Origin of the sequence: Nocardia sp. FBN12 (assembly GCF_050320175.1) — a bacterium.
Lineage (GTDB): Bacteria > Actinomycetota > Actinomycetes > Mycobacteriales > Mycobacteriaceae > Nocardia.
In genome coordinates this window covers 3,558,132-3,579,673 of record NZ_CP190048.1, presented here as the reverse complement: position 1 = coordinate 3,579,673, position 21,542 = coordinate 3,558,132, and the positions used below count along the sequence as shown (strand labels likewise).

Annotated in this window: 14 protein-coding genes; 13 read left to right on the top strand and 1 reads right to left on the bottom strand. The window is 68.1% G+C overall.

Annotated features, from left to right (window positions below; genetic code table 11):
• The first annotated feature begins 54 nt into the window (after nucleotides 1-54).
• From ACQHI0_RS17200 to ACQHI0_RS17145, 12 genes are all read left to right on the top strand, one after another.
• Nucleotides 55-1,257, top strand: coding sequence for an NAD(P)/FAD-dependent oxidoreductase (locus ACQHI0_RS17200; protein WP_427908933.1), 1,203 nt, complete (start codon nucleotides 55-57; stop codon nucleotides 1,255-1,257).
• Nucleotides 1,244-1,855, top strand: coding sequence for a GDSL-type esterase/lipase family protein (locus ACQHI0_RS17195; RefSeq protein ID WP_427908932.1), 612 nt, complete (start codon nucleotides 1,244-1,246; stop codon nucleotides 1,853-1,855). The genes ACQHI0_RS17200 and ACQHI0_RS17195 overlap by 14 nt, the downstream gene beginning before the upstream one ends.
• Before the next feature lie 23 nt (nucleotides 1,856-1,878).
• Nucleotides 1,879-8,994 (top strand): SDR family NAD(P)-dependent oxidoreductase, encoded by a 7,116-nt coding sequence (locus ACQHI0_RS17190; RefSeq protein ID WP_427908931.1) that lies wholly within the window; start codon nucleotides 1,879-1,881, stop codon nucleotides 8,992-8,994.
• A gap of 29 nt (nucleotides 8,995-9,023) precedes the next feature.
• A complete protein-coding gene (locus tag ACQHI0_RS17185) occupies nucleotides 9,024-11,345 on the top strand; it encodes a beta-ketoacyl synthase (RefSeq protein WP_427908930.1) in 2,322 nt (773 codons plus the stop codon).
• On the top strand, nucleotides 11,323-12,570 hold the full coding sequence (locus tag ACQHI0_RS17180; protein WP_427908929.1) for an MFS transporter: 1,248 nt from the start codon (nucleotides 11,323-11,325) through the stop codon (nucleotides 12,568-12,570). Before ACQHI0_RS17185 ends, ACQHI0_RS17180 begins: the two co-directional genes overlap by 23 nt.
• 61 nt (nucleotides 12,571-12,631) lie before the next feature.
• Nucleotides 12,632-13,549: an acyl-CoA desaturase gene (locus tag ACQHI0_RS17175; RefSeq protein ID WP_427908928.1), complete on the top strand. Its 918-nt coding sequence runs from the start codon at nucleotides 12,632-12,634 to the stop codon at nucleotides 13,547-13,549.
• Between the two features lie 12 nt (nucleotides 13,550-13,561).
• Entirely contained in the window at nucleotides 13,562-13,819 is a 258-nt protein-coding gene (locus ACQHI0_RS17170) for an acyl carrier protein (RefSeq protein WP_358063050.1), read from the top strand.
• 2 nt (nucleotides 13,820-13,821) lie between these two features.
• Nucleotides 13,822-14,715, top strand: coding sequence for a class I SAM-dependent methyltransferase (locus ACQHI0_RS17165; RefSeq protein ID WP_427908927.1), 894 nt, complete (start codon nucleotides 13,822-13,824; stop codon nucleotides 14,713-14,715).
• The gene (locus ACQHI0_RS17160) at nucleotides 14,712-15,965 is read left to right on the top strand and encodes a cytochrome P450 (protein ID WP_427908926.1); all 1,254 of its coding nucleotides are present in this window, start codon (nucleotides 14,712-14,714) and stop codon (nucleotides 15,963-15,965) included. The genes ACQHI0_RS17165 and ACQHI0_RS17160 overlap by 4 nt, the downstream gene beginning before the upstream one ends.
• A complete protein-coding gene (locus ACQHI0_RS17155) occupies nucleotides 15,962-16,699 on the top strand; it encodes a thioesterase II family protein (RefSeq protein ID WP_427908925.1) in 738 nt (245 codons plus the stop codon). Before ACQHI0_RS17160 ends, ACQHI0_RS17155 begins: the two co-directional genes overlap by 4 nt.
• 8 nt (nucleotides 16,700-16,707) lie before the next feature.
• Nucleotides 16,708-18,360 (top strand): fatty acyl-AMP ligase, encoded by a 1,653-nt coding sequence (locus ACQHI0_RS17150; RefSeq protein ID WP_427908924.1) that lies wholly within the window; start codon nucleotides 16,708-16,710, stop codon nucleotides 18,358-18,360.
• On the top strand, nucleotides 18,357-19,565 hold the full coding sequence (locus ACQHI0_RS17145) for a cytochrome P450 (RefSeq protein WP_427908923.1): 1,209 nt from the start codon (nucleotides 18,357-18,359) through the stop codon (nucleotides 19,563-19,565). Before ACQHI0_RS17150 ends, ACQHI0_RS17145 begins: the two co-directional genes overlap by 4 nt.
• A gap of 3 nt (nucleotides 19,566-19,568) precedes the next feature.
• Here the strand turns inward: ACQHI0_RS17145 and ACQHI0_RS17140 are convergent, their stop codons facing one another.
• Nucleotides 19,569-20,363 (bottom strand): MBL fold metallo-hydrolase, encoded by a 795-nt coding sequence (locus tag ACQHI0_RS17140; protein ID WP_427908922.1) that lies wholly within the window; start codon nucleotides 20,361-20,363, stop codon nucleotides 19,569-19,571.
• Nucleotides 20,364-20,618: 255 nt separating this feature from the next.
• On the opposite strand from ACQHI0_RS17140, the gene ACQHI0_RS17135 reads away from it, so the two are divergent.
• Nucleotides 20,619-21,374, top strand: coding sequence for a tyrosine-protein phosphatase (locus tag ACQHI0_RS17135; protein WP_427908921.1), 756 nt, complete (start codon nucleotides 20,619-20,621; stop codon nucleotides 21,372-21,374).
• Nucleotides 21,375-21,542 lie beyond the last annotated feature (168 nt).

Here is a 21,542-nt window from a genome sequence, read left to right as displayed (position 1 = left end):
CCGTAAACTCGCAACCGGGGCCATAAGCGTTTCATTTACTGAGGAGTCACCCTGATGTATGACGCGATTGTTGTCGGCGCGCGGTGCGCGGGTTCACCGGTCGGCATGTTGCTGGCGAGGCAGGGACATCGAGTCCTGGTGGTGGACCGGGCCACCTTCCCCAGTGACACCGTCTCGACGCACTACATTCAGCAGCGCGGCGTGGCCCGGCTGGCCCAGTGGGGTCTGCTCGACAAGCTGATCGCCACCGGTGTGCCGGCGATCAAGCGGATGACGGTGTCCTACCTCGACATCGTCATCGCGGGGTTCGCCGATCCCATCCAGGGCATCGATGCCACCTACGCGCCGCGGCGCACCGAACTCGACACGATCCTGGTCGAGGGGGCGAAGGAGGCAGGCGCCGAAGTTCGCACCGGCTACACCGTCAGCGAACTGATCATCGAAGACGGCGTGGTCGTCGGCATTCGCGGTTCGGTAGCAGGCGGCGAGATCGCCGAGGAGCGGGCCCGCATCGTGATCGGCGCGGACGGCACCAACTCGTTCGTCGCCAACGCTGTCGGCGCCGAGACCTACACGAAGGTCGCGGCCGAGTGCTTCATCTACTACAGCTACTTCAGCGGCCTGTCGCAGACCGAGTTCCACAGCCGCATCGGCGACAAGCAGCAGATCGGCATCTGGCCGACACACAACGACCAGACGCTCGTCGCGGTCATGCGCAAGATCGACAAGTACTCCGACTTCCGGGCCGATGTCGAGACCAACTTCGTGCAGGTCGCCCGCGATATCCTGCCCGAGTTCGCCGAGGAACTGGTGACCAAGGGCAAGCGCGAGGACCGCTTCTACCCGATGCGGTATCCGGACAACTACCGCCGCCAGTCGCACGGCGCGGGCTGGGCGCTGGTCGGCGACGCGGGCTACCACAAGGACCCGTTCACCGGACTCGGGATCTCCGACGCGTTCGACTACGCGGCACTGCTCGCCGAACGGGTGCACGAGGGTCTGACCGAACAGCGGCCGATGGCCGAGGCGCTCGCCGATTACCAGCGCGAACGTGACGAGAAATCGCAGTCGAGTTTCGAATTCACCTGCACGATTTCCACGCTCGAGCTGACTCCGCAATTGCTGGCTGTTTTCCGAGCGCTGGAAAAGAACGAGGAATATGCCACGGACTTCTTCGCGATGGTCGGCGGCGGAATGACCGGCGAGGAATTCTTCGCACCCGAACGCATCGCGAAACTACTCGGTGCCAACGTATGAGCTGATGGTGCTCGGCGACAGTTTCGCGGAGGGGCGCGGCGGTGCGGTCACCGCCGACGGCTCCTTCGCGGGATTTGTCGCGCACGTCGAGCACCTGCTCGGAATTCACGGCGCGACACTGAACCTCGGTTCCTACGGGGCCACCACCCAGGATGTCCTCGACCGGCAGCTGCCGGTGGCCCTCGCCGCCGATGCTCCGCTGATCGGCGTGATCGTCGGCGGAAACGACCTGGTCACCGACTACGACCCGGATCGCTTCCGCCGCAACCTGCGTCACATCTATGCCGGGTTGGCGCGCCGGGATCGGCTGGTGTTCACCACGAACTGGCCGGATATCCCGGACCGCCTGCCCGGTCTGCCCGAATCCGTGCGCACGGTGTTGCGGTCGCGATTCGCGCAAGCCAACGACTATCTCGACGACCTCGTCCACGAGTTCGACCTCGTGCGACTCGATTTGGTGAACGCACCCATCACCGCGGACCCGGTCATGTGGTCCCCGGACGGCATGCATCCGAGTCCGGCGGGCCATCAGCTCATCGGTACGGCGATGGCCGACCTCATCGACGAGGTCCGGACTGTGCGAGTTACGCAACTCTGAGCAGAAGACAAGGGATAGCAACCATGAACGACCACCTTCGGCACTCCGAAGACCCGGCCATGACGCGGCGCCTGGCCGACAACCCGATCGCGATCGTCGGACTGAGCGGACTGTTCCCGATGGCCGCCAATTTCCGTGACTTCTGGCAGAACGTCGTCGACGCCGCGGACTGCATGTCCGACGTCCCGGCCACGCACTGGAACCTCGACGACTACTACGACGCCGACCCGACGGCACCCGACAAGACCTATTGCCGCCGTGGCGGTTTCGTGCCCGAGATGCCGTTCAGCGTCACCGAGTTCGGGCTGCCGCCCAATCAGCTCGAGGTCACCACGGTCGTGCAGTTGCTGAGCCTGCTCGTGGCCCGTGACGTGCTCGCCGACGCGGGCGCGGTCGGGTCGGACTGGTACCGGCCCGAGCGCACCGGGGTGGTGCTCGGCGTCGCCGGACCGACGACGTTGTCGCACCCGCTGGCCGCGCGCTTGTCGACGCCGGTGCTCAAAGAGGTCATCCGCAGTTGCGGGCTGACGCAGGCCGACGCCGAACAGATCGCGCAGAAGTACGCGGACGCCTTCCCGTCCTGGGAGGAGAACTCGTTTCCGGGCCTGCTGGGCAATGTGATCGCGGGCCGGGTCGCCAACCGCCTCGACCTCGGTGGCATGAACTGCACCGTCGACGCGGCGTGCGCGAGTTCACTGTCGGCGGTCCACGTCGCGATCAGCGAACTGGTGTCCGGGCGTGCCGACATGATGATCACCGGTGGCTGTGACACCGAGAACTCGATCTTCGGGTACCTGTGCTTCAGCAAGGTGGGGGCGCTGTCGCGTTCGGGCGTGATCAAGCCGCTCGACGACAGTGCCGACGGCACGCTGGTCGGCGAGGGCATCGGCATGATCGCCCTCAAGCGCCTCGCCGACGCCGAACGCGACGGTGACCGGGTGTACGCGGTGATCAAGGGCATCGGGTCCTCGAGCGACGGGCGCTTCAAGAGCATCTACGCCCCGCGCGCCGAGGGCCAGCAGGCCGCCCTGCGCCGCGCCTACGAAGACGCGGATTGCTCACCGGCCACGATCGGGCTGTTCGAGGCGCACGCCACCGGCACCCGCGTCGGCGATCAGACCGAGCTCGCCGCGTTGAACGCGGTACTGCGTGCGGCCACCGACGAGACCGGATACGCCGCGATCGGCAGCGTGAAATCCCAGATCGGGCACACCAAGGGTGCCGCCGGTGCGGCCAGTTTGATCAAGCTGGCGCTGGCGTTGCATCACAAGGTGCTGCCGCCGTCGATCAATGTCACCGCGCCGAACAAGGCGCTCGACGATTCCTCGCCGCTCTACATCAACACCAGGACGCGGCCGTGGATCCGCGATCCGCACCGCCCGCAACGTCGTGCGGCCGCGTCGGCGATGGGCTTCGGCGGCACCAACTTTCACGCGGTGCTCGAGGAGGCCGCCGGTGATCGCGCGGCGACGATGCATCGCACCGCGCGGGTCTGGTTGTGGCACGCCGAGTCCACCGCCGAACTGGCGAGCCTGCTGAGTTCGGGCGCCGAGCCGAACGGTGACGCCGGGATTCCGGACGAACACGCCCGCGTCGGATTCGTGGCGCGCGACGAGGACGAAGCGTCGGCGCTGCGCGCGCTGGCGGTGACCGAACTCGCCGGTGACGCCGACGAGTGGAACCATCCGCGCGGCATCGTCTTCCGTCGCCGGGCGCTGCCCGATCTGAAGATCGGCGCGCTGTTCGCCGGCCAGGGCAGCCAGTACGTGGACATGGGTCTGGCCGCGGTACTGAACAATCCCACCGTCGCCACCGCCTTCGACGAGGCCAACGCGGTGTTCGCCGACGCGGCCCGGCCGCCCGCCGCGGTGGTGTTCCCCGCGCCGGTCTTCGACCCCGAGCAGCGCAATGCCCAGGAGGCGACGCTGCGGCGCACCGAGTTCGCGCAGCCCGCGATCGCGGCGCTGTCGGTGGGGCAGTACCGGTTCCTGTCCGAGCGCGGCCTGACCTGCGCCGGATTCATGGGCCACAGCTTCGGTGAGCTGACCGCGCTGTGGGCGGTGGATTCGCTCGACACCGCCGACTACTTCACTCTCGCCAGGGCGCGCGGCGCGGCGATGGCGATCGACACCGACGCCGACGCGGGCACGATGGCCGCGGTGCAGGCCGACCGCGAACAGGTCAGCGCGATCCTCGCCGACCATCCCGATGTGAGTGTGTGCAACCACAACGCACCCGACCAGGTGGTGGTCGGTGGTGGTACCGCGGCCGTCGCGGAATTCGTCGCGGCGGGCCGGGCGCGCGGGCTGACCGTGCGTGAGTTGCCGGTGGCGGGCGCGTTCCACACCCGCTACGTCGCCCACGCGGTCGAGCCGTTCAAGGCCGCCGTGAAGAACGTCGGCATTCGTGCTCCGAAGGCCAAGATCTACGCGAATTCCCGTGACGCCGAATATGGTTCGCGGGTCGCGAGCAACCGCAAGGTGCTCACCGACCAGCTGCTCGAAACCGTCGAGTTCGTCGCGGGGCTGCAGGCCATGCAGGCCGACGGCTGCAATGTATTCGTCGAGTTCGGGCCCAAGGCCACGCTCACCTCGCTCGTACGCCGGACTCTCGGCGCCGACGTCATCGCCCTCTCGACCGACCAGGGCCCGACCGGCGACAGCGATGTGGCACTCAAGAAGGCGGCGCTGCAACTAGCGGTGCTCGGTGCGCCGATCGTCGACATCCACCGCCACGACGCCGCGCCGTTCGCGGTGCCGGAGGCGCCCGGCATGGTGGTCCGGCTCAACGGCCGCGACTTCGTCCCGGAATCCCGTAAGGAGCTCTACCGCAAGGGAATCGAGGAGCAGGTCGTGTTGGAAGCTGTCACGCAGGCTCGGGGAGCCGCCGAAGCGGAGGCTGCCGCCCAGGCCCAGATCGCTACTGAAGCACAGGCCGCGGCCCAGGCAGCGGAAACGCGGGCCGCTGCGCAGTCGCGAGCCGCCGCCGAGAATCAGGCGGCCGCCGAGGTCCAGGCACAGACTGCCGTGCGGTCGACAGCGACTCAGACTTCGGCGGTCGTGCGAGTACCCGAAACAGTCATGGCCGCACAGGGTTCCGCGGCTGGCCGTGATGTTCCGATGACGAACTCCTCCGATTCGGCCTATCCGGGCGCCGGGCGGGACACCGTGACTCAGCAGCACCTCGACATCCACAGCCGATACGCCGAGGGGCAACTCGAGGTCGCCGAAGGACTGGTCTCGGTCTTGCGCGACGCGCAGCGGACAGGCGGTGCCGACGACCGCCTCCACTCGACCGTGCACGCCATCAAGGAGCAAAGCCTGGCGATCGGCCGAACCCATGTTCGGGTCAATGAGATCCTCGCTTCGCTGTCCGGCCTGGAACACGCATCACCGACGCCAGTCGATGCCACTGGCCGAACCGGTACCAACGGATTCCACGCCGAACCTTCCGTCGGCAACGGAAACGGCACCCACAATTCGCAGCCGTCGGCCCCGGCCGCGCTGCTCGACCGTCAGACCGGCGACCGGGCGGCCCCGCCGGAGCGCTCCCCGCAATCACCTGCCCCGCATTCTGATTCGGCCGCACCGAGGTTCACAGCGGGCTCGACGGACGCCGCCGACCCGACGGCCGAGCACTCGCCGCGCACCGGCGACGCGGTGTCAGGGCACCGATCGCTCGACACCGAAGCCGTGACCCGTCACCCAGAGGTCGCCGCTGCCGAGACAACCGACCCGGCGCTCGACGCCGACGCGGTGTGGTCGGTGCTGTCGCAGGTGGTTTCGGAGAAGACCGGCTACCCGCCGGAGATGCTGGCACTGTCGCTGGATCTGGAAGCCGATCTCGGTGTGGATTCGATCAAGCGGGTGCAGATCATGGGTGCGGTCGGTGAGCGCATCGATGGTGTGCCCGCTGTGGGTCCCGAGCAGGTCGCGGAGTTGCGGACCCTGAACGACATCGTGGATTTCGTCGCCGCATCGGTGGTTTCGGCGCCGGCAACCGCGCCTACGTCTCCGGCACTCGATGCCGACGCGGTGTGGTCGGTGCTGTCGCAGGTGGTTTCGGAGAAGACCGGTTATCCGCCGGAGATGCTGGCACTGTCGCTGGATCTCGAGGCCGATCTCGGTGTCGACTCGATCAAGCGCGTGCAGATCATGGGTGCGGTCGGTGAGCGCATCGACGGGGTACCGGCCGTCGGTCCCGAGCAGGTCGCCGAACTCCGGACCCTGAGTGACATCGTGGATTTCGTCGCCGCATCGGTGGTCTCGGTGCCGGGCGTCGCGCCCGCGACCGGATCGGTGGTCGATGCCGACGCGGTGTGGTCGGTGTTGGTGCAGGTGGTTTCGGAGAAGACCGGTTATCCGCCGGAGATGCTGGCGATGTCGCTGGATCTGGAAGCCGATCTCGGTGTGGATTCGATCAAGCGGGTGCAGATCATGGGTGCGGTCGGTGAGCGCGTCGACGGTGTGCCTGCCGTCGGTCCCGAGCAGGTCGCGGAGTTGCGGACGCTGAGTGACATCGTCGATTTCGTCGCGGGCTCTGCCGCGACCGGCGCAGCTTCGCCAGGTGCGGCAGCCGCCGACTCGTCGGCAGCTGCTGGCACCTCGGTAACCACTGGTCCCGTTGCCGCCACACATGGCACCGATACGTCGTCGAGTACCGCGTACCCCGGGGCGCAGCAGCGCGACACTCGCGGCGGGATCGACGACGATCCGGTCCTGCTGCGGATCGTGCCTGTCGCACTTCCCGACATCGACCGGCTCGACCAGCCCTACGCCACGGACCGGACCGCGCTGATCGTCGACCACGGTGACAACACCGCCGCGACGCTCGCGACCGGCCTCGAGCAACAGGGATGGACCGTTCACACGGCCTCGGTCACCGCCCGCGACGATGCGGGAGTCCGCGAGTGGGACGGTGTCACCGTGCAGGCGGCGATCGAGTCCGCGCTGAAAGATGTCGCGCGGCTGGATCTGTGCCTGTCCGTCCTGCCCACCGACAGCCAGTGGCTGGCGGGTGGTCATCGGCTCGCCGACACGATCCACACTGCCACGCTGGTCCACGATCGCCTGGTGGCGACCGCCGAAGCGGGTACGCGGGCGGCGTTCGTCACGCTCACCCGCATCGACGGTGTGCTCGGCCACCGAGGCGAGCGAGCCGCTGCCGCCGCCGTTGTCGGCGGGGTCAGCGGTCTGGTCAAGACCCTCGCGCAGGAAGCGCCCGGACTGTTCTGCCGGGCACTCGATCTCTCGCCGCAGCTGACCGACGAGGCGGTGATCGTCTCCTTCCTCGCCGAACTCGACGACGCCGCCATCGACGCTCGCGAAGTCGGGATCGACGCCGGCCACGCCCGCTGGACCCTGCGCCCACAGTCGGTCGAGAGTTCCACCGAGACCACCGAACTGGCCCTCACCACCGACGATGTTCTCGTCGTCACCGGTGGTGCGCGGGGTGTGACCGCGCGGTGTGTGCGTGAACTGGCCGCTCGCCGACCCTGCGAGTTCGTCCTGCTCGGACGCACCGGACTCGACGACGAGCCGGAATGGGCGCTGGGCGTCGCCGACGATGCTCTCAAGGCCGCAGCCATCGCCGCCGTGCGCGCCGCGGGTGAGCAGCCGACACCGAAACAGGTCGACCGGCTCACCCGAAACCTGCTGGCACAGCGCGAGATCCGCGCGACCGTCGACGCGGTAGCCGAGACCGGCGCACGGGTGCGCTACCTCGCGGTCGACATCACCGACGCCGAAGCCACACAGCGGGCACTCGCGCCGGACGCGGGCCGGGTCACCGGCATCGTGCACGGCGCGGGCGCGCTCGCCGATTCCCTGCTGGCAGCCAAGTCCGCCGACGACATCCGCGTCGTTCTCGCGACCAAGCTGGACGGGCTGTACAACGTGGTCAGCGCCCTGCGCGACGCCACGCTCGGACATCTCATCCTGTTCGGGTCGGTGGCCGGGGTTTACGGCAATCCGGGTCAGGCCGACTACGCCGTCGCCAACGAAGCGCTCAACCGCGCGGCGGTGAGCTGGCGCCGCCAAGGTCTCGCCGGGCACGTCACCACCGTGAACTGGGGTGCTTGGGACGGCGGCATGGTGACTCCGCAACTGCGCGAAGTCTTCCTCGCGCGCGGTGTCGCCTTGCTCGGGATGGACGCGGGTGCCCGGATGTTCGCCGAACAGTTCGCCCCCGGTCGCGCCGACGACGTGTCGGTGCTGGTCGGCCCCGCTGCCCCGCTCGCAACGGCCGTAACCATCGCTGCCACACAACCTTTCACCGCCTACCGCGATCTCGCATCGCTGGCCGCGGATCCGGTGATCGGCGACCATCGAGTCGGCAAGTTCCCGGTGTTCCCCGCGGCCGCCGGGCTCGGCTGGGCGATCAACGTGCTCGAGCGCGCCAACCCCGGCCTGCGAGTCGTGGAATGCACTGGGTTCGAGGTGCTCCGGGGCATCGTGTACGACGGGAAAGAAGAGCGCTCCTACCGGCTCGACGTCCAGGCCGGTACGGTCGCCGGCGACCGACTGAGTGTCACGGTCTGGATTCGCAGTGACGAACCCGGCAAGACTCTCGCTCCGTCGCACTTCACCGGCACCTTCCTCCTCGCCGCCGAAATACCATCTGCACCAGCTATTTCCGGCTGGCCGGGTTACGCGATCGGTGAAGGGCCGGAGAACGGCCTTGACGTCTACCGTGCCGCGGATCTGTTCCACGGGCCGCTGCTCCAAGGCGTCCGCCGCATCCTGGAACGAGCGGACCGGCGCCTCGTCGTCGAAGGCAGGCTCCCCGACACCGGCATCGGCACCGGCAATTTCGCAGGGGCACTGCACAGTCCGGTGCTGGCCGATGTCGCGATTCAGTCCGGGGCGCTGCTAGGCGTGTGGTTCATGAACTCGGCCTGCCTGCCGCTGTCCATCGGCCGCATCGAGTATTTCGCGCCGCTGCCCGACGACGGTCCGTTCGTGGTGGTGGTCGACGACCTGCAGGCCAACACGAACAGCACAGAGGTCACCGTGACGGTCACCGCCTGCCACCCGAACGGCACAGTCCTGCAGCGCTATTCCGCCCTCGCGGTCATCGCCACCCCGGAGATGACCGAGAAGTTCGCCGAGGCCGTGCGCTTGCGCGAGCAGCGCTCGTGAGCATCGCCGATGTCAGGAACGGAGATCCGATGACCATCACACCACTGGACACCCTCGACTTCGACGGTGAACCCTTCGACGTCCTCGCCTGGTCCCTGGCACTGGAACCGGCCACCACCCCGCACGCAGCGCCGGGATCCGTAGTGCACCCGGCCGCCCCGTCGCTGTCGGCGGTCTATCCACCCACCTCGCAGCGGGCGGTGCTCCAACAGCCCGCTGCACAGGGCCCACCGGCCGCCGCGGCGGCACCGTCAGCCACTGCCGCGGCTCAGCCGGTGCTGCGGCCCGATGTACAGGGGCCGACCGCAGGCGCGGCGCACCACGTCACGGCGGCGGTGTCTCCTGTCGACCCCATTTCCGCTCTCCTGCACGAGGTTCGGTCCGAGCTGGTCGCCGCTCACCTCTCGGCGATGGACGTTCAGACCGCATTACAGCGACAGGCGCTCGACACCCTCGGCCGCCGCGAGCAGGGCCCCCTGCCCATCCCGGCGCCCGAACCCGAGCCGACAGCATGGGCGGAGCAGTCGTTCGCGGTCATGGTGGATTACGCACCCACGACCGGGCTCACCGTCTCCGCTGCCCCCGGCCACCCGGTGGTATCGGAACTCCCACCACCCGCAACCACCATGAACGCCTTCAAGTTCCTCGCCCGCACCCCGATCACCGCAGTGGACGGCCGAGCCCTCACGGCACTGGCCTGCGGCGACGTGGCGGCGGTCTTCGGCCCGGCCTACGACCAGGAAGGCGTCAACCCCGACATCCGGCTCACCGAAGGCACCCACGGAAACCTCACCGAGGTTCTCGATATCGCCGGCCGCGAGGGCCCTTGGGCCAGAGGGCAACTCCGGGCGACCTGCCGACTCGACGGCGGCGATCTTCTCACCGCGGCGACCGAGGTCGCCTGGCAGGCAGCGCAGATCCTCGCGCTGCGCGCGGGCATGCACCTGTGCCTGGCAGGTGCCCGATTCCAGGCAGGCGAGCCCCTGGAGGTGACCGTGCTCGCACCGCTGACAGGTCCCGCCGAGCTGATCGCCGACGTGGTCCAGATGGACCTGCTCCCACGCCCCTGGCTTCGCGTCAACGCCGAGATCCGGTGTTCGGGAACAGTCGTGGCACGCGTCCACGGTCTCGCCGTGGAGATCAGAGAGGAACCAGGCCTGCCGATCGGCCCGGAGCAGGGCGGTGCGATACCCCGATTCTTCGGCCGCCGCAACGTCTTCGGGCAACGAGCCCTGCTCGGCGAGTTCCACATGACCCACAGCGCCCGCGGCGATCTCGGCATCGCGCTCGGCCCCGAGTTCTCGGCCTACGCGGGCCGCCGGGCCACGCGCATGCCCAACCACGGACTCCAGCTCTGTGACCGGGTCATGGACGTCGACGGGCGACGCGGCCAGCTCGACTCGGCCCGCTCGCACACCGAATACGACTCACCCGCCGACTCCTGGTACTACGCCGAGTCGGCCAACGCCTCCATGCCCAATGTCGTGTACATGGAGACCTCCCTGCAGTCCGCGCTGCTGCTCGGCTACTTCCTCGGCGCCACCCTCACCTCCCCGCAGGAGGACTTCAGCCTCCGCAATCTGGACGGCTCCGCGACCGTGCTGCGCGAAGTCGACCTGCGGGACAAGACAATTCAGCAGACGAGCACCCTGATCGACACCACCGTGCTGGTCGGTGTGGTGCTGCAGACCTTCTCCTACGAACTCTCGGTGGACGGCGAACCGTTCTACGCGGGGGAGTCGCTGTTCGGGTTCTTCAACGCCCCGGCCCTGGCCAACCAGAACGGCCTCGACAACGGCGAATTCGTGCCCACGTGGCTCGACAGTCAGGAGCGACGGCCCGCTGTCCGGGTGATCGATGTGGCCGCCGGACGGGATCGCGGCGCCGTCGGGTCGGCGTCCGGACATCTGGCAATGCTCGAAAGCATCGAAACCGTCGACAACGCAGGCACATTCGGGCTCGGCTACCTGCGTGCCACCCGGCCCGTCACCGCCGGTGACTGGTTCTTCGACTATCACTTCTACCTCGACCCCGTGATGCCAGGATCGCTCGGTGTCGAAGCGGTGATCCAGGCGATGCAGGAGTGGGCGATCGACACCGGCCTCGCGGCCGAACTGGCAGCGCCGGAATTCGTGCTTCCGGTCGGGGTCGCGCTGTCGTGGCGGTATCGCGGGCAGATCCTCGCGAGCGACGAACTGATGACCCTCGAGGTGCACATCAAGAGCGTCGAACGCCGCCCGGGCCGGATTCGGGTGATCGCCGACGCGAGCGTCTGGAAACCGCGCATGCGGATCTACGAACTCACCGATGTCGCTGTGGAGCTGCGCGATGCCGACGCCCAGCCCTGGTGAGAACCAAGGGCATCCGGCCACCGATGCGCCACCGTCGTCGATCAGGTGGCTGCCGGTCCTGGTGCTGGCACTCGGCGCGTTCTGCGCGGGGACCGACAACTACCTCGTCGCCGGGGTACTGGCACCGATGGCCGCCGACCTGCGGGTCTCGGTCGCCGCTGCCGGGTTGTTCGTCACCGGCTACTCGCTGGCCTACGCCCTCGCCGCGCCCGTCGTGGTCACGGTGCTGCGGGTGCGCTCGCCGCGGCAACTGCTGCTGGCCGCGATCGCGCTGTTCGTCGCCGTCAATCTGCTTGCCGCGGTGGCCTGGTCGCCGTGGGTGATGGCCGTGGCTCGCGTCGCGGCCGGGTGCGTCGCGGGGATCTATGTCCCCCTGGCGGGTGCGGCGGCGGCCGGAATGGCCTCGGCGGACCGGCGCGGACGAGCGCTGGCGGTCATTCTGGGCGGTATCTCGATCGCCACCGTGGCGGGGGTACCGCTCGGGGTGTGGGTCGCCGGGTTGTCGTCGTGGCGGATGGCGTTCGTCGTCGTCGCCGCGGTGGCGCTGATCACGACTGTTGGCGTCGCACTGACTGTTCCGGCCGGCGACAGCACGCCCGTGGTGTCGCTGCGGCAGCGACTCGCACCCCTGCGTCACCCACCGGTGTGGCTGGGGCTCGCGGTGACGATCTCGGGTATGACCGCCGGATTGATGGTCTTCACCTATGTCGGTCCAATCTACGCCGAGGTCCCCGCGGTCGGCTCGGCCTATGTCGGCGCGCTGATCATGGCGCACGGCGTCGGCGCGATCTTCGGGTTGTGGGGTGGCAGCGTGCTGGTCGACCGATTCGGCGCGCGGCCGGTCCTGCTCGGCGCGTTGACGATCTTCACCGCGAACCTGGCCTGGCAGCCGATCGCCGCGCACACCCTGGCAACCACTGTCCTTTTCGTCACGGTGTGGGGCGTGGTGGGCTGGGCCTTCCTGCCTGCCCAGCAGCACAGCATGATCGCCGACGCGATTCCGGAGCAGGCACCGATGCTGCTGTCGCTCAACGGTTCCGCGATGTACCTCGGGGCGGCGTTCGGCTCGGCGATCGGCGGAGCCGTCATCGCGGTCTTCGGTGCCGATCGGATCTGGCTGTTCGCCACCGGCTTCGGCGCGATCAGTGTGGCGCTGTCGCTGGTCCGTCATAAACAATTCCGATCCGTCGATCGGCAATTGTCACACGCCGTCGCCGACCGCTGAACACACGGTTACGGTAAATAATGTTCAGCCCGGTTTCTATACCGCTGAGGTGAATTGAACAATGAACCCCGATCCGCGCAGGAAAACGATCAGCAGTCCGTACATTCACCGACTGCAACGACGCCATTTCCTGCTGTTCGATATTCTCCCGATCATCGGCACGGTCGTCGCCTTCGCCTTCCTGGCGGTCCGGCCTTTCGGTTGGCTGGAATTCGCCCTGCTGTTCACGATGTGGCTGCTCACCGGACTCGGCGTCACGGTCGGCTATCACCGGTTGTTCACCCACCGCACGTTCAAAGCGGCGCCGTGGGTGGCGTGGGTACTCGCGATCCTCGGTTCGATGGCGGGCCAGGGGCCGGTCATCTCCTGGGTCGCCCTGCACCGGCGCCACCACGAATACAGTGATCGCGAAGGTGACCCGCACTCACCCAACCTCGCCGGTGGCGGTCTGCGTGGTGCCCTGATCGGCCTGGCCCACTCGCACTTCCTGTGGATGCGCCGCCATGAATACCCGAACGTGGTGCACTACGCGCCCGACCTGATCAAAGACCGCGGTCTGGTCCGTATCGCCCGCCTCTACTACTACTGGGTTGCCCTCGGGCTGTTGCTCCCGACCGTTGTCGGGGGCCTGGTCTCGATGAGCTGGACCGGCGCGGTCGCCGGCCTGCTGTGGGGCGGGCTGGTGCGCATCTTCGTCCTCGAACACATTGTCTGGGCGATCAATTCCTTCCTGCACATGTTCGGTACCCGCAACTACGAATCCCGCGAGAACAGTCACAACGGTGGGGTATTCGCCCTGGCGACGCTGGGGGAGTCGTGGCACAACAATCACCACGCCTTTCCCGAATCGCCCTCTTTCGGATTGGACTGGTATCGACTCGACCCCGGTTTCTGGCTCATCCGAACACTGGCATTCTGCGGTCTCGCCTGGGACCTGAAAATGCCGTCAGCCGAACGCATGGCAGCCAAGCGAATCTAAGGAATTCTCACCGTGGATACGAGTAAAGAAGCCATTGTCACCTGGTGTCAGGAATACCTCGCGGGTCTGCTCGAGGTACCGGCCGCCACCATCGACCCGGCCACCGATTTCGACCGCCTCGGCATCGACTCGGCCCTTGCCGTCGCGCTGCTGATCGAGGTCGAGGACCGCTACGGAGTCGATCTGGCACCCGAGGACCTGTTCGACAACCCGAACCTCGACGCTGTCGCCGCCTACCTGCACGAGCAGAGCCGGCGGAGTGTGGGGTAGCGATGCCGGTGCATACCGAGCGGTCCACCGCGGCCGCCGCAGCGATCCGTCACCACTACGACGCGGGCAACGACTTCTATCGCCTCTGGCTCGACGAGTCGTTGACCTACTCCTGCGCACTGCGCGAAAATCCGGACGACACACTGGAACTCGCGCAGGACCGCAAACTGCGCTGCCATCTGGACGCGATCGACGCCGAGCACGCCACCGCCGTCCTCGACATCGGCTGCGGATGGGGCGCGATCCTCGCGCGGTTGGCCGGAGCCGGCGTGGCCAGGTCCGTGGGGCTGACGCTCAGCCCCGAGCAGGCCGAGTTCGTCCGGTCGCGCGCGCATCCCGGCGTCGAAGTGCGAACCGAGAACTGGCTGCACTACGAGCCGGACACCCGATTCGACGGCATCATCTCGATCGGTGCCTTCGAGCACTTCGCGACCCCGGACGATTCACCGGACGAGAAGATCCGGGTGTACCGGGAGTTCTTCACGCGGTGCCGCGACTGGCTGACGCCCGAGGGCACACTGTCGCTGCAGACCATCGCCTACGCGAACATGTCCCGCGACCGAGCCAGCGCCTTCATGCAACAGGAGATCTTCCCCGACGCCGACCTGCCGACCCTGGCCGAGATCACCGCCGCGGCCGAAGGACTGTTCGAGGTGCGCTCGATCAGCAACGGGCGCCTCGATTACGCCTGGACGTGCGAACAGTGGGCACGCAGGCTGCGGGCGCACCGCGCCGAAGCCACCGCGATCGTCGGCGATGATGTGGTGGCCCGCTACGAGCGCTACCTGAAACTGTCGGCGCTCGGTTTCCGGATGGGCAAGATCGGCCTGCTGCGACTCGTGCTGGTGCCGTATCGCACCGGATTCTTCGCCGGCCATGGTGGGCGGTCGGCATGAGCGCGCCCGAATCCGCCGCGCCGACCAGGGCGCGGGTCCGGTTCAACCCGTTCGGTGCCGAATTCCGGCACGACCCGTATCCGCTGTACCAGCAGTTGCGCGAGGCCGAACCGGTGCACCGGACGCTCGGCATGTGGGTGCTCACCCGGCATGCCGAGGTCCGCGGGGTACTGCACGATCGCTCGTTCAGCGCCGGTCTGATCCCCACTCTGGTGAGCAGGCAGGCCGAGCGGCTCGGGCACTGCAGCGTCGCGCAGATCGAGCGGCTCGGGCGAAAGTCATTGGTGTTCACCGACAACCCCGATCACGCGCGGCTGCGCGGATTGGTGAACCGGGTGTTCACCGCCAGGTCCGTGGAGTCGCTGCGCCCGCTGGTGGCCAGGATCGCCGGCGACCTGATGGAGCGGGCCTGGCGCGACGGTGGCCTGGATGTCATCGCCGACCTGGCCGGGCCGCTGCCGGTGGCCGTGCTGTGCGAGTGGATGGATCTACCCGCGGAGTTGCACGCGCGGGTCGGGCCGTGGACCCACGACATCCGATTCCTGCTCGAACCCGGGATGATGAAAGCCGGGGACTTCGAACAGGTCTGCGCTGTGGTCGAGGAGTTCGCCGCCGCCGTCGACGCCGTATTGCCCGAGCGTCGAGCTCGGCCCGGCACCGATCTGATCAGCCAGTTGCTGGCCGCCCGAACCGGGGGCGGCGATGTGCTGACCGACGAGGAAGTGGTCTTCGTCTGCATCATGTGTTTCGTCGCGGGCAACGAGACCACCACATCGCTGATCGGCAACGGCACTCTCGCGCTGCTGCGGCACCCCGAGCAGGCCGCCCTGCTCCGGCGCGGACCGGAATCGGTCGAGGCGGCGGTCACCGAGGCCCTGCGCTACGATCCGCCGCTGCAGCTGACCAAGCGTCTGGCCACCCGCGATGTCGAGCTCGGCGGTGCCAGGATCTCGGCGGGCGAGCAGATCCTGGTGTGCCTGGGCGCGGCCAACCGCGACCCCGCCGTCTTCGCCAGGCCCGACGAGTTCGACCTCACCCGCACCGGTGGCGGACATCTCGGCTTCGGCCACGGTATGCACGGGTGTCTCGGCGGACTGCTCGCCGAACTGCAGGCGCAGGTCGCCTTCGAGTACCTGTTCGTCCGTTCGGAAGCGCTGGCAGCGCGATCGGACGAATTCCAGTGGCAGGACCACAGTTTCATCGTGCGCGGCCTGAAAGGCCTTCCCGCCGATGTGCGGCGGGCCCGATGACGGGCACCGGACTGGCCAAATCGTGGTTGCGCGGCGCCGCCGGCTCCGCGGCGGTGCGGCTGGTGTGTATCCCGCACGCTGGCGCCGGGGCCTCGTCGTTCAACCGCTGGCCGGACCTGTTCGGACCTGAGATCGGCGTCGTCCGGGTCCAGCTCCCCGGCCGTGAGGACGTCGCACAGCATCCGCCGCTGCACCGGGTCGGCGAGGCAGTCGACGAATTGGCTTGTCAGATCACCCGATCGGGAGCTTCGCCGGTCGCACTCTACGGCCACAGTATGGGCGCGCTGATCGCCTATGAACTCGCTCGCGCGCTGACAGTCGCCGGCCGGCCACCGGTTCACCTGTTCGTATCCGGTCGCCGGGCACCACACCTGGCGGCGAGTCGCGCGGTCCTGCATCGCTTGCCCGACAACGACTTCGCCGCCGCGATGGCCGCGATGGGGGCCTGGGGCGCGGCGGGCCGAAGCGCGAGTTTCCTGCGGTACGCGCTGCCGCTGACCCGGGCGGACCTGGAGCTGTCGGAGGAGTACACCCATCGGCCGCGGCCCCGGCTCACCTGCCCGATCACGACGTTCTACGGCGCCGAGGACCCGATCGCCGATCCGGACGAGGTGTGGGCATGGGGCGCACTGACCGACGGCTTGTTCGCCACGCACGAGTTCGCCGGCGATCACCTGTTCCACCATCGACATCGTGCGGCCGTCGCGGCGATCATGACCGCCGCCCTGACCTGAGGACCGACGTGCAGCTATTCCCCGACATCCTCGCGCGTCGCGCGGCCGACGACCCGGATCGCATCGCCTACATCTTCCTCGACGACAACGGCGCCGAGCACACCACCACGACCTATCGTGAACTCCACGAACAGGCGACGGCGGTGGCGGGACTGCTGCGCGCACGGTGCGAGCCGGGCGAGCGTGCCCTGCTGGTCTTCCCGCAGTGCGTCGAATTCATCACCGCCTACTTCGGCTGCCTCTACGCGAATATCATCGCCGTGCCGGTGAATCCGCCCCGCCGTGGCAAAGTCCAGGACGCGACCCGCGCGATCGTCGCCGACTGCGCGCCTACTGCCGTGCTGACGATCGGCGGGCTGCTCGAGCCGCTGCGATCGGTGCTCGAGCCGCTCTGTACCGCGCGGCAGTGGCTGGCTGTCGACGAGTTGGCCACGGCGGACGCCTCGTTCACCCCGTCGGTCGCCGATCCGGATTCCGTGGCATTCCTGCAGTACACCTCCGGGTCGACCGCCGCGCCCAAGGGTGTCATGGTGACGCATCGAAACCTCGTAGCCAACGAGGAGATGATCCGGCACAGCTTCGGGCACGACCGGGAGTCCACCGTCGTCGGCTGGGCGCCCTTCTTCCACGATCAGGGCCTGATCGGCAATGTGCTGCAACCGGTGTACGTCGGCGCGACCTGTATCCAGATGTCGCCGAGCACCTTCATCCGGCGGCCACTGCGCTGGCTCGAGGCCATCTCGCGCTATCGCGCGCACACCAGCGGCGGCCCGAACTTCGCCTTCGACGCCTGTGTCGCGCGCGCCGCCGCGGCGGGCGAACTGCCCGATCTCGACCTGAGTTCGTGGAAGGTCGCCTTCAACGGCGCCGAGCCGATCCGGGCCGAGACCCTGGACAGGTTCGCGAAAACCTTCGCACCACTGGGCTTCAGCGACCGATCGGTGTTCCCGTGCTATGGGCTCGCGGAGGCCACGCTGCTGGTGTCGGCGAGCGGGAAGGGACGTGGTCCGCGGTTGCTGGACGCCGACATCGATGCGCTCGCCGATCGACGCTACGTCGCGGCCGCGGTGGATCGGGGCCGCACGCTCGTCGGCTCGGGTTCAGTGCTGCCGGGCGAGGACCTGCGCATCGTCGACCCGGACACCGGGAACCTCTGCCCGCCGGATCGGGCCGGCGAGATCTGGGTAGCGGGTGACCATGTCGCCCAGGGCTATTGGGGCCTGCCCGCGGCGACCGCCGAGACCTTCCACGCCGCCGACCCCGCGCGCACCTACCTGCGCACGGGCGACCTCGGCGTGGTCGTCGACGGTGAGCTGTACGTGGTGGGCCGGCTCAAAGACATGATCATCATCCGGGGCCGCAACTATTACCCCCACGACATCGAGCACACCGTGCAGCAGGCGCACCCGGCGCTGCGGCCCGGCAGTGGCGCGGCGTTCGCGGTGCCGGGTCGCGACGGCGAGAAGCTCGTCGTCGTCCAGGAGATCAAGCGCGACGCCGACGCCGACGCCGACGACATCACCGGCGCCATCCGCGCGGCGGTGCTGGGGGAGCACGAACTCGCCGTCGCGGACGTGGTGCTGGCCGCGCCGGACACGGTGCGCAAGACGAGCAGCGGAAAGATCATGCGAGCAGCGGCAAGAAAGCGATACCTGGAATGAGCACCGAGACCTTCGTCTTCGACCCCACCACACCGGGTTTCGCCGACGACCCCTATCCGCACTACGCCCAGCTCCGCGCCGCGGGACCCGCGCAGCGACATCCGCTCGGATTCTGGATCATCTCCCGCCACGCCGACGTGGCCGCCCTGCAGCGCTCACCGCACTCGGTCGACGAGCAGCACCTGCGGCATCTGCCGGCCTGGAAGAGCGGCAGCACCGAGGTCCGCAAGGAGAGCCGCGTCATGGGCGGGCTGTCGATGCTGGATCAGGACCCGCCCGACCACACCCGGCTGCGCAGGCTTGTCTCGAAGGCCTTCACACCCCGCTCCATCGAATCGCTGCAGCCGCGGGTCGAGGAACTGGTCGAGGAAGCACTGATCCGCATCGCCGCGGCAGGCACCGCGGATGTCATCGCCGAACTCGCCTTTCCGCTGCCCTTCACCATCATCTCGGAAATGCTCGGCATCCCGGTCGGCGAGCACACCCGGCTGCGCGAGCTCACCGAGATCGTCGTGCTGGTGTTCGAGCCCTTCGCGAGCCCGCAGACCCAGGCCGGGATCAGAGCCGCCAACCAGGAACTGTTCGGGATGGTCCGCGAACTGATCCGCTGGAAACGCGCCACCCCCGGCGACGATCTGCTCACCGCGCTGATCAGCGCCGAGGACAACGGCGACATGCTCAGCGAGGACGAACTGATCTCGCAGGTGATGTTCCTCTACATCGCAGGCCACGAGACCACCGTGACCCATCTCGGCAGCGGAATACTGTCGCTGCTGCGGCATCCGGACCAGGCACGCAGGCTGCGGACCGAGCCCGATCTGGCGGCCGGTGCCGTCGACGAGCTGATGCGCTTCGACACCCCGGTGCACCTGATGCGGCGAATCACCCTCGCGCCCTTGCACATCGGCGAGCACGAGATCCCGGCGGGTAGCTGGGTGATCGGCGCCCTCGCCGCGGCCAACCGAGACCCGGAATTCTGGGGCGCCGACGCCGACGAACTGCGCCTGGACCGGCCGAACGCGCACCAGAACGTCTCACTCGGCGCAGGCATCCACCACTGTCTCGGTGCGGCCCTGGTCCGGATGGAGGCCCGGATCGTGTTCCCGCGCTTCGTCACCCGCTTTCCCGAGGCCGCGGTCGTCGATCTGACCTGGAACGGCCGGATCAATCTGCGCGGCCTCGCGACACTGACGATCGCGGTGTAGCGGTCAGCGGGGCTGCTCGGCGGGTACCGAGAACCGCATGCCGGGCCGGCTCAGGTGCACTGGCCCGTCGAACTCGGCGGACACATCAGCGCGGCGAGCCTGCTGCCACGCGTCCTGCGCTGAGCCGAAGTGCGTCAGGACCACCGAGCGCGCACCCGCGGCCGCGGCGGCGCGCCCGACTTCGGTGGCCGAAAGATGGCCGTGTGGTGTGCGATCCGGCTCGACGAGGGTGGACTCGGCGAGAAAGATGTCGACATCGGCGGCGAGGGCGACCAGATTGTCGTTCCAGCCGGTATCGCCGGTGAACGCGACACTGCCGGTGGGGCTTTCGATACGGACGCCGCAGTCGGGCTCGCTGTGCACCATGGGAACCAGTTCGATGCTGCAGTCGGCGAGCGCGTGGGCCGCGCCGCGCTCGTACTCGATGACCTCGTAGGCCAGGTCGAACGCCCGGTTCAGATCGGGGTAGGTCCGCACCGGGAACAGCGCCGCGAGCTGGTCCAGCTTCGTACGAGCACCTTTCGGCACGAACAGCTTGATCCGGCGATCCGGCGCGTCGGCCGCTCGGCGCATCGCCTGCTTGCCGATCGGCAACACGTCGTAGCAGTGATCCAGGTGCAGGTGGCTGATGACCACCGCGTCGAGCAAGCTCGCGTGCAGGTACTTGCCGAGCATCACCGCGACCCCGGGGCCACAGTCGAGCAGGACTTTCGACTGGCCGGTTTCGACCAGATAGCCCGAACTGGCGGCGCCGTCGGCGGGCATACCGGCTCGATTTCCGACGATGGTCAGGTGCATTCGGCGTACCTTTCGACACGGACGTTTCCGTGCCCGACGGTATCGAGGAGAACGAGCCCGGCCGACTCGCATCGAATATTCCGATCCGTCCATCGCATTTGCTGATCGAATCGACTGCATCAGCGCTCTGACCTGGGTAGTTACCCCCGATCGCATTCGGTGTGAGCCGCATTCCGGAATGTCTGGTGTCCGGCACCGAATACCGTTGATCAACGTGTGCGAGTAGGTGCTGGGAAAATGAGAACGGGGATTGTGATGACAAACGGTGCGACGTCTTCGATGGACCGCGAATTGCCGCTGCGCGGTGCGGTGAACGCGCGGGATCTGGGCGGGTTGCAGACGACGGACGGGCGGTCGGTGCGCCGCCTGCGGGTGTTGCGATCGGACCTGCTCACCGGGCTGGACGCCGCGGATGTGTCGTTCCTGCTGAGCGAATGTGGTCTGCGCACCATCGTCGACCTGCGCGCGCCCGGTGAGATCGGCACGGACGGAACGGGTTCGGTGATCGATGCCGTGGCGACCTATCGGAACCTGCACGTGTACGGCGCGGATCGGGTGCGGCTCGACCTCACCGAGGTCTCGCCCGACGGAAGCATGTTCGACCGGTACTGCGAATACCTCGAGCACAGCAGCGAGAACATCGCCGCGGTGCTGAGCCTGCTCGCGACCCCGGGCCAGTTGCCCGCGCTGATCCACTGCGCCGCGGGCAAGGATCGCACGGGGGTGGTGATCGCCCTGCTGCTCGCCGTCGCCGGGGTGCGCGCCGATGACATCATCGCCGACTACGCCGCGACCACCCCGAACATCGCGGCGCTGCGGGCCCGGAGCGCACAGGCGGATGGCGCGGTCGATCGGCTCCCCGCCTGGGTTTACGCCGCCGACGCGACCACCATGCGCCAGTTCCTGGCGCACCTGGATGCCGAGCACGGCGGCCCTGCCGAGTGGGCGACCCGTGCCGGTCTCGACCAGGCGACGCAGCGGCGGTTGGCCGACAACTTGCTCTGTGACTGAGGTCACAAAACGACGGCGATTCCGTCCCATTCTTCCCGGAACATTTTCTAATGCTTGGGAAGTTCTTTACTATTAACGCGACTCTGTGTCTGGGGTCCGAGCTCTTCGAGCAGTGCCGCAGATCCGCCGTTCGCTCGCAGCTCAGCATCAATTGCCAGTGCATGTTCG

Excerpts from the sequence above, each read along its gene's own strand:
- ACQHI0_RS17165 (WP_427908927.1), top strand. The coding sequence starts at position 13,822 with ATGCCGGTGCATACCGAGCGGTCCACCGCGGCCGCCGCAGCGATCCGT.
- ACQHI0_RS17135 (WP_427908921.1), top strand. The coding sequence starts at position 20,619 with ATGACAAACGGTGCGACGTCTTCGATGGACCGCGAATTGCCGCTGCGC.
- ACQHI0_RS17185 (WP_427908930.1), top strand. The coding sequence starts at position 9,024 with ATGACCATCACACCACTGGACACCCTCGACTTCGACGGTGAACCCTTC.
- ACQHI0_RS17155 (WP_427908925.1), top strand. The coding sequence starts at position 15,962 with ATGACGGGCACCGGACTGGCCAAATCGTGGTTGCGCGGCGCCGCCGGC.
- ACQHI0_RS17160 (WP_427908926.1), top strand. The coding sequence starts at position 14,712 with ATGAGCGCGCCCGAATCCGCCGCGCCGACCAGGGCGCGGGTCCGGTTC.
- ACQHI0_RS17190 (WP_427908931.1), top strand. The coding sequence starts at position 1,879 with ATGAACGACCACCTTCGGCACTCCGAAGACCCGGCCATGACGCGGCGC.
- ACQHI0_RS17200 (WP_427908933.1), top strand. The coding sequence starts at position 55 with ATGTATGACGCGATTGTTGTCGGCGCGCGGTGCGCGGGTTCACCGGTC.
- ACQHI0_RS17140 (WP_427908922.1), bottom strand. The coding sequence starts at position 20,363 with ATGCACCTGACCATCGTCGGAAATCGAGCCGGTATGCCCGCCGACGGC.
- ACQHI0_RS17175 (WP_427908928.1), top strand. The coding sequence starts at position 12,632 with ATGAACCCCGATCCGCGCAGGAAAACGATCAGCAGTCCGTACATTCAC.
- ACQHI0_RS17145 (WP_427908923.1), top strand. The coding sequence starts at position 18,357 with ATGAGCACCGAGACCTTCGTCTTCGACCCCACCACACCGGGTTTCGCC.
- ACQHI0_RS17180 (WP_427908929.1), top strand. The coding sequence starts at position 11,323 with ATGCCGACGCCCAGCCCTGGTGAGAACCAAGGGCATCCGGCCACCGAT.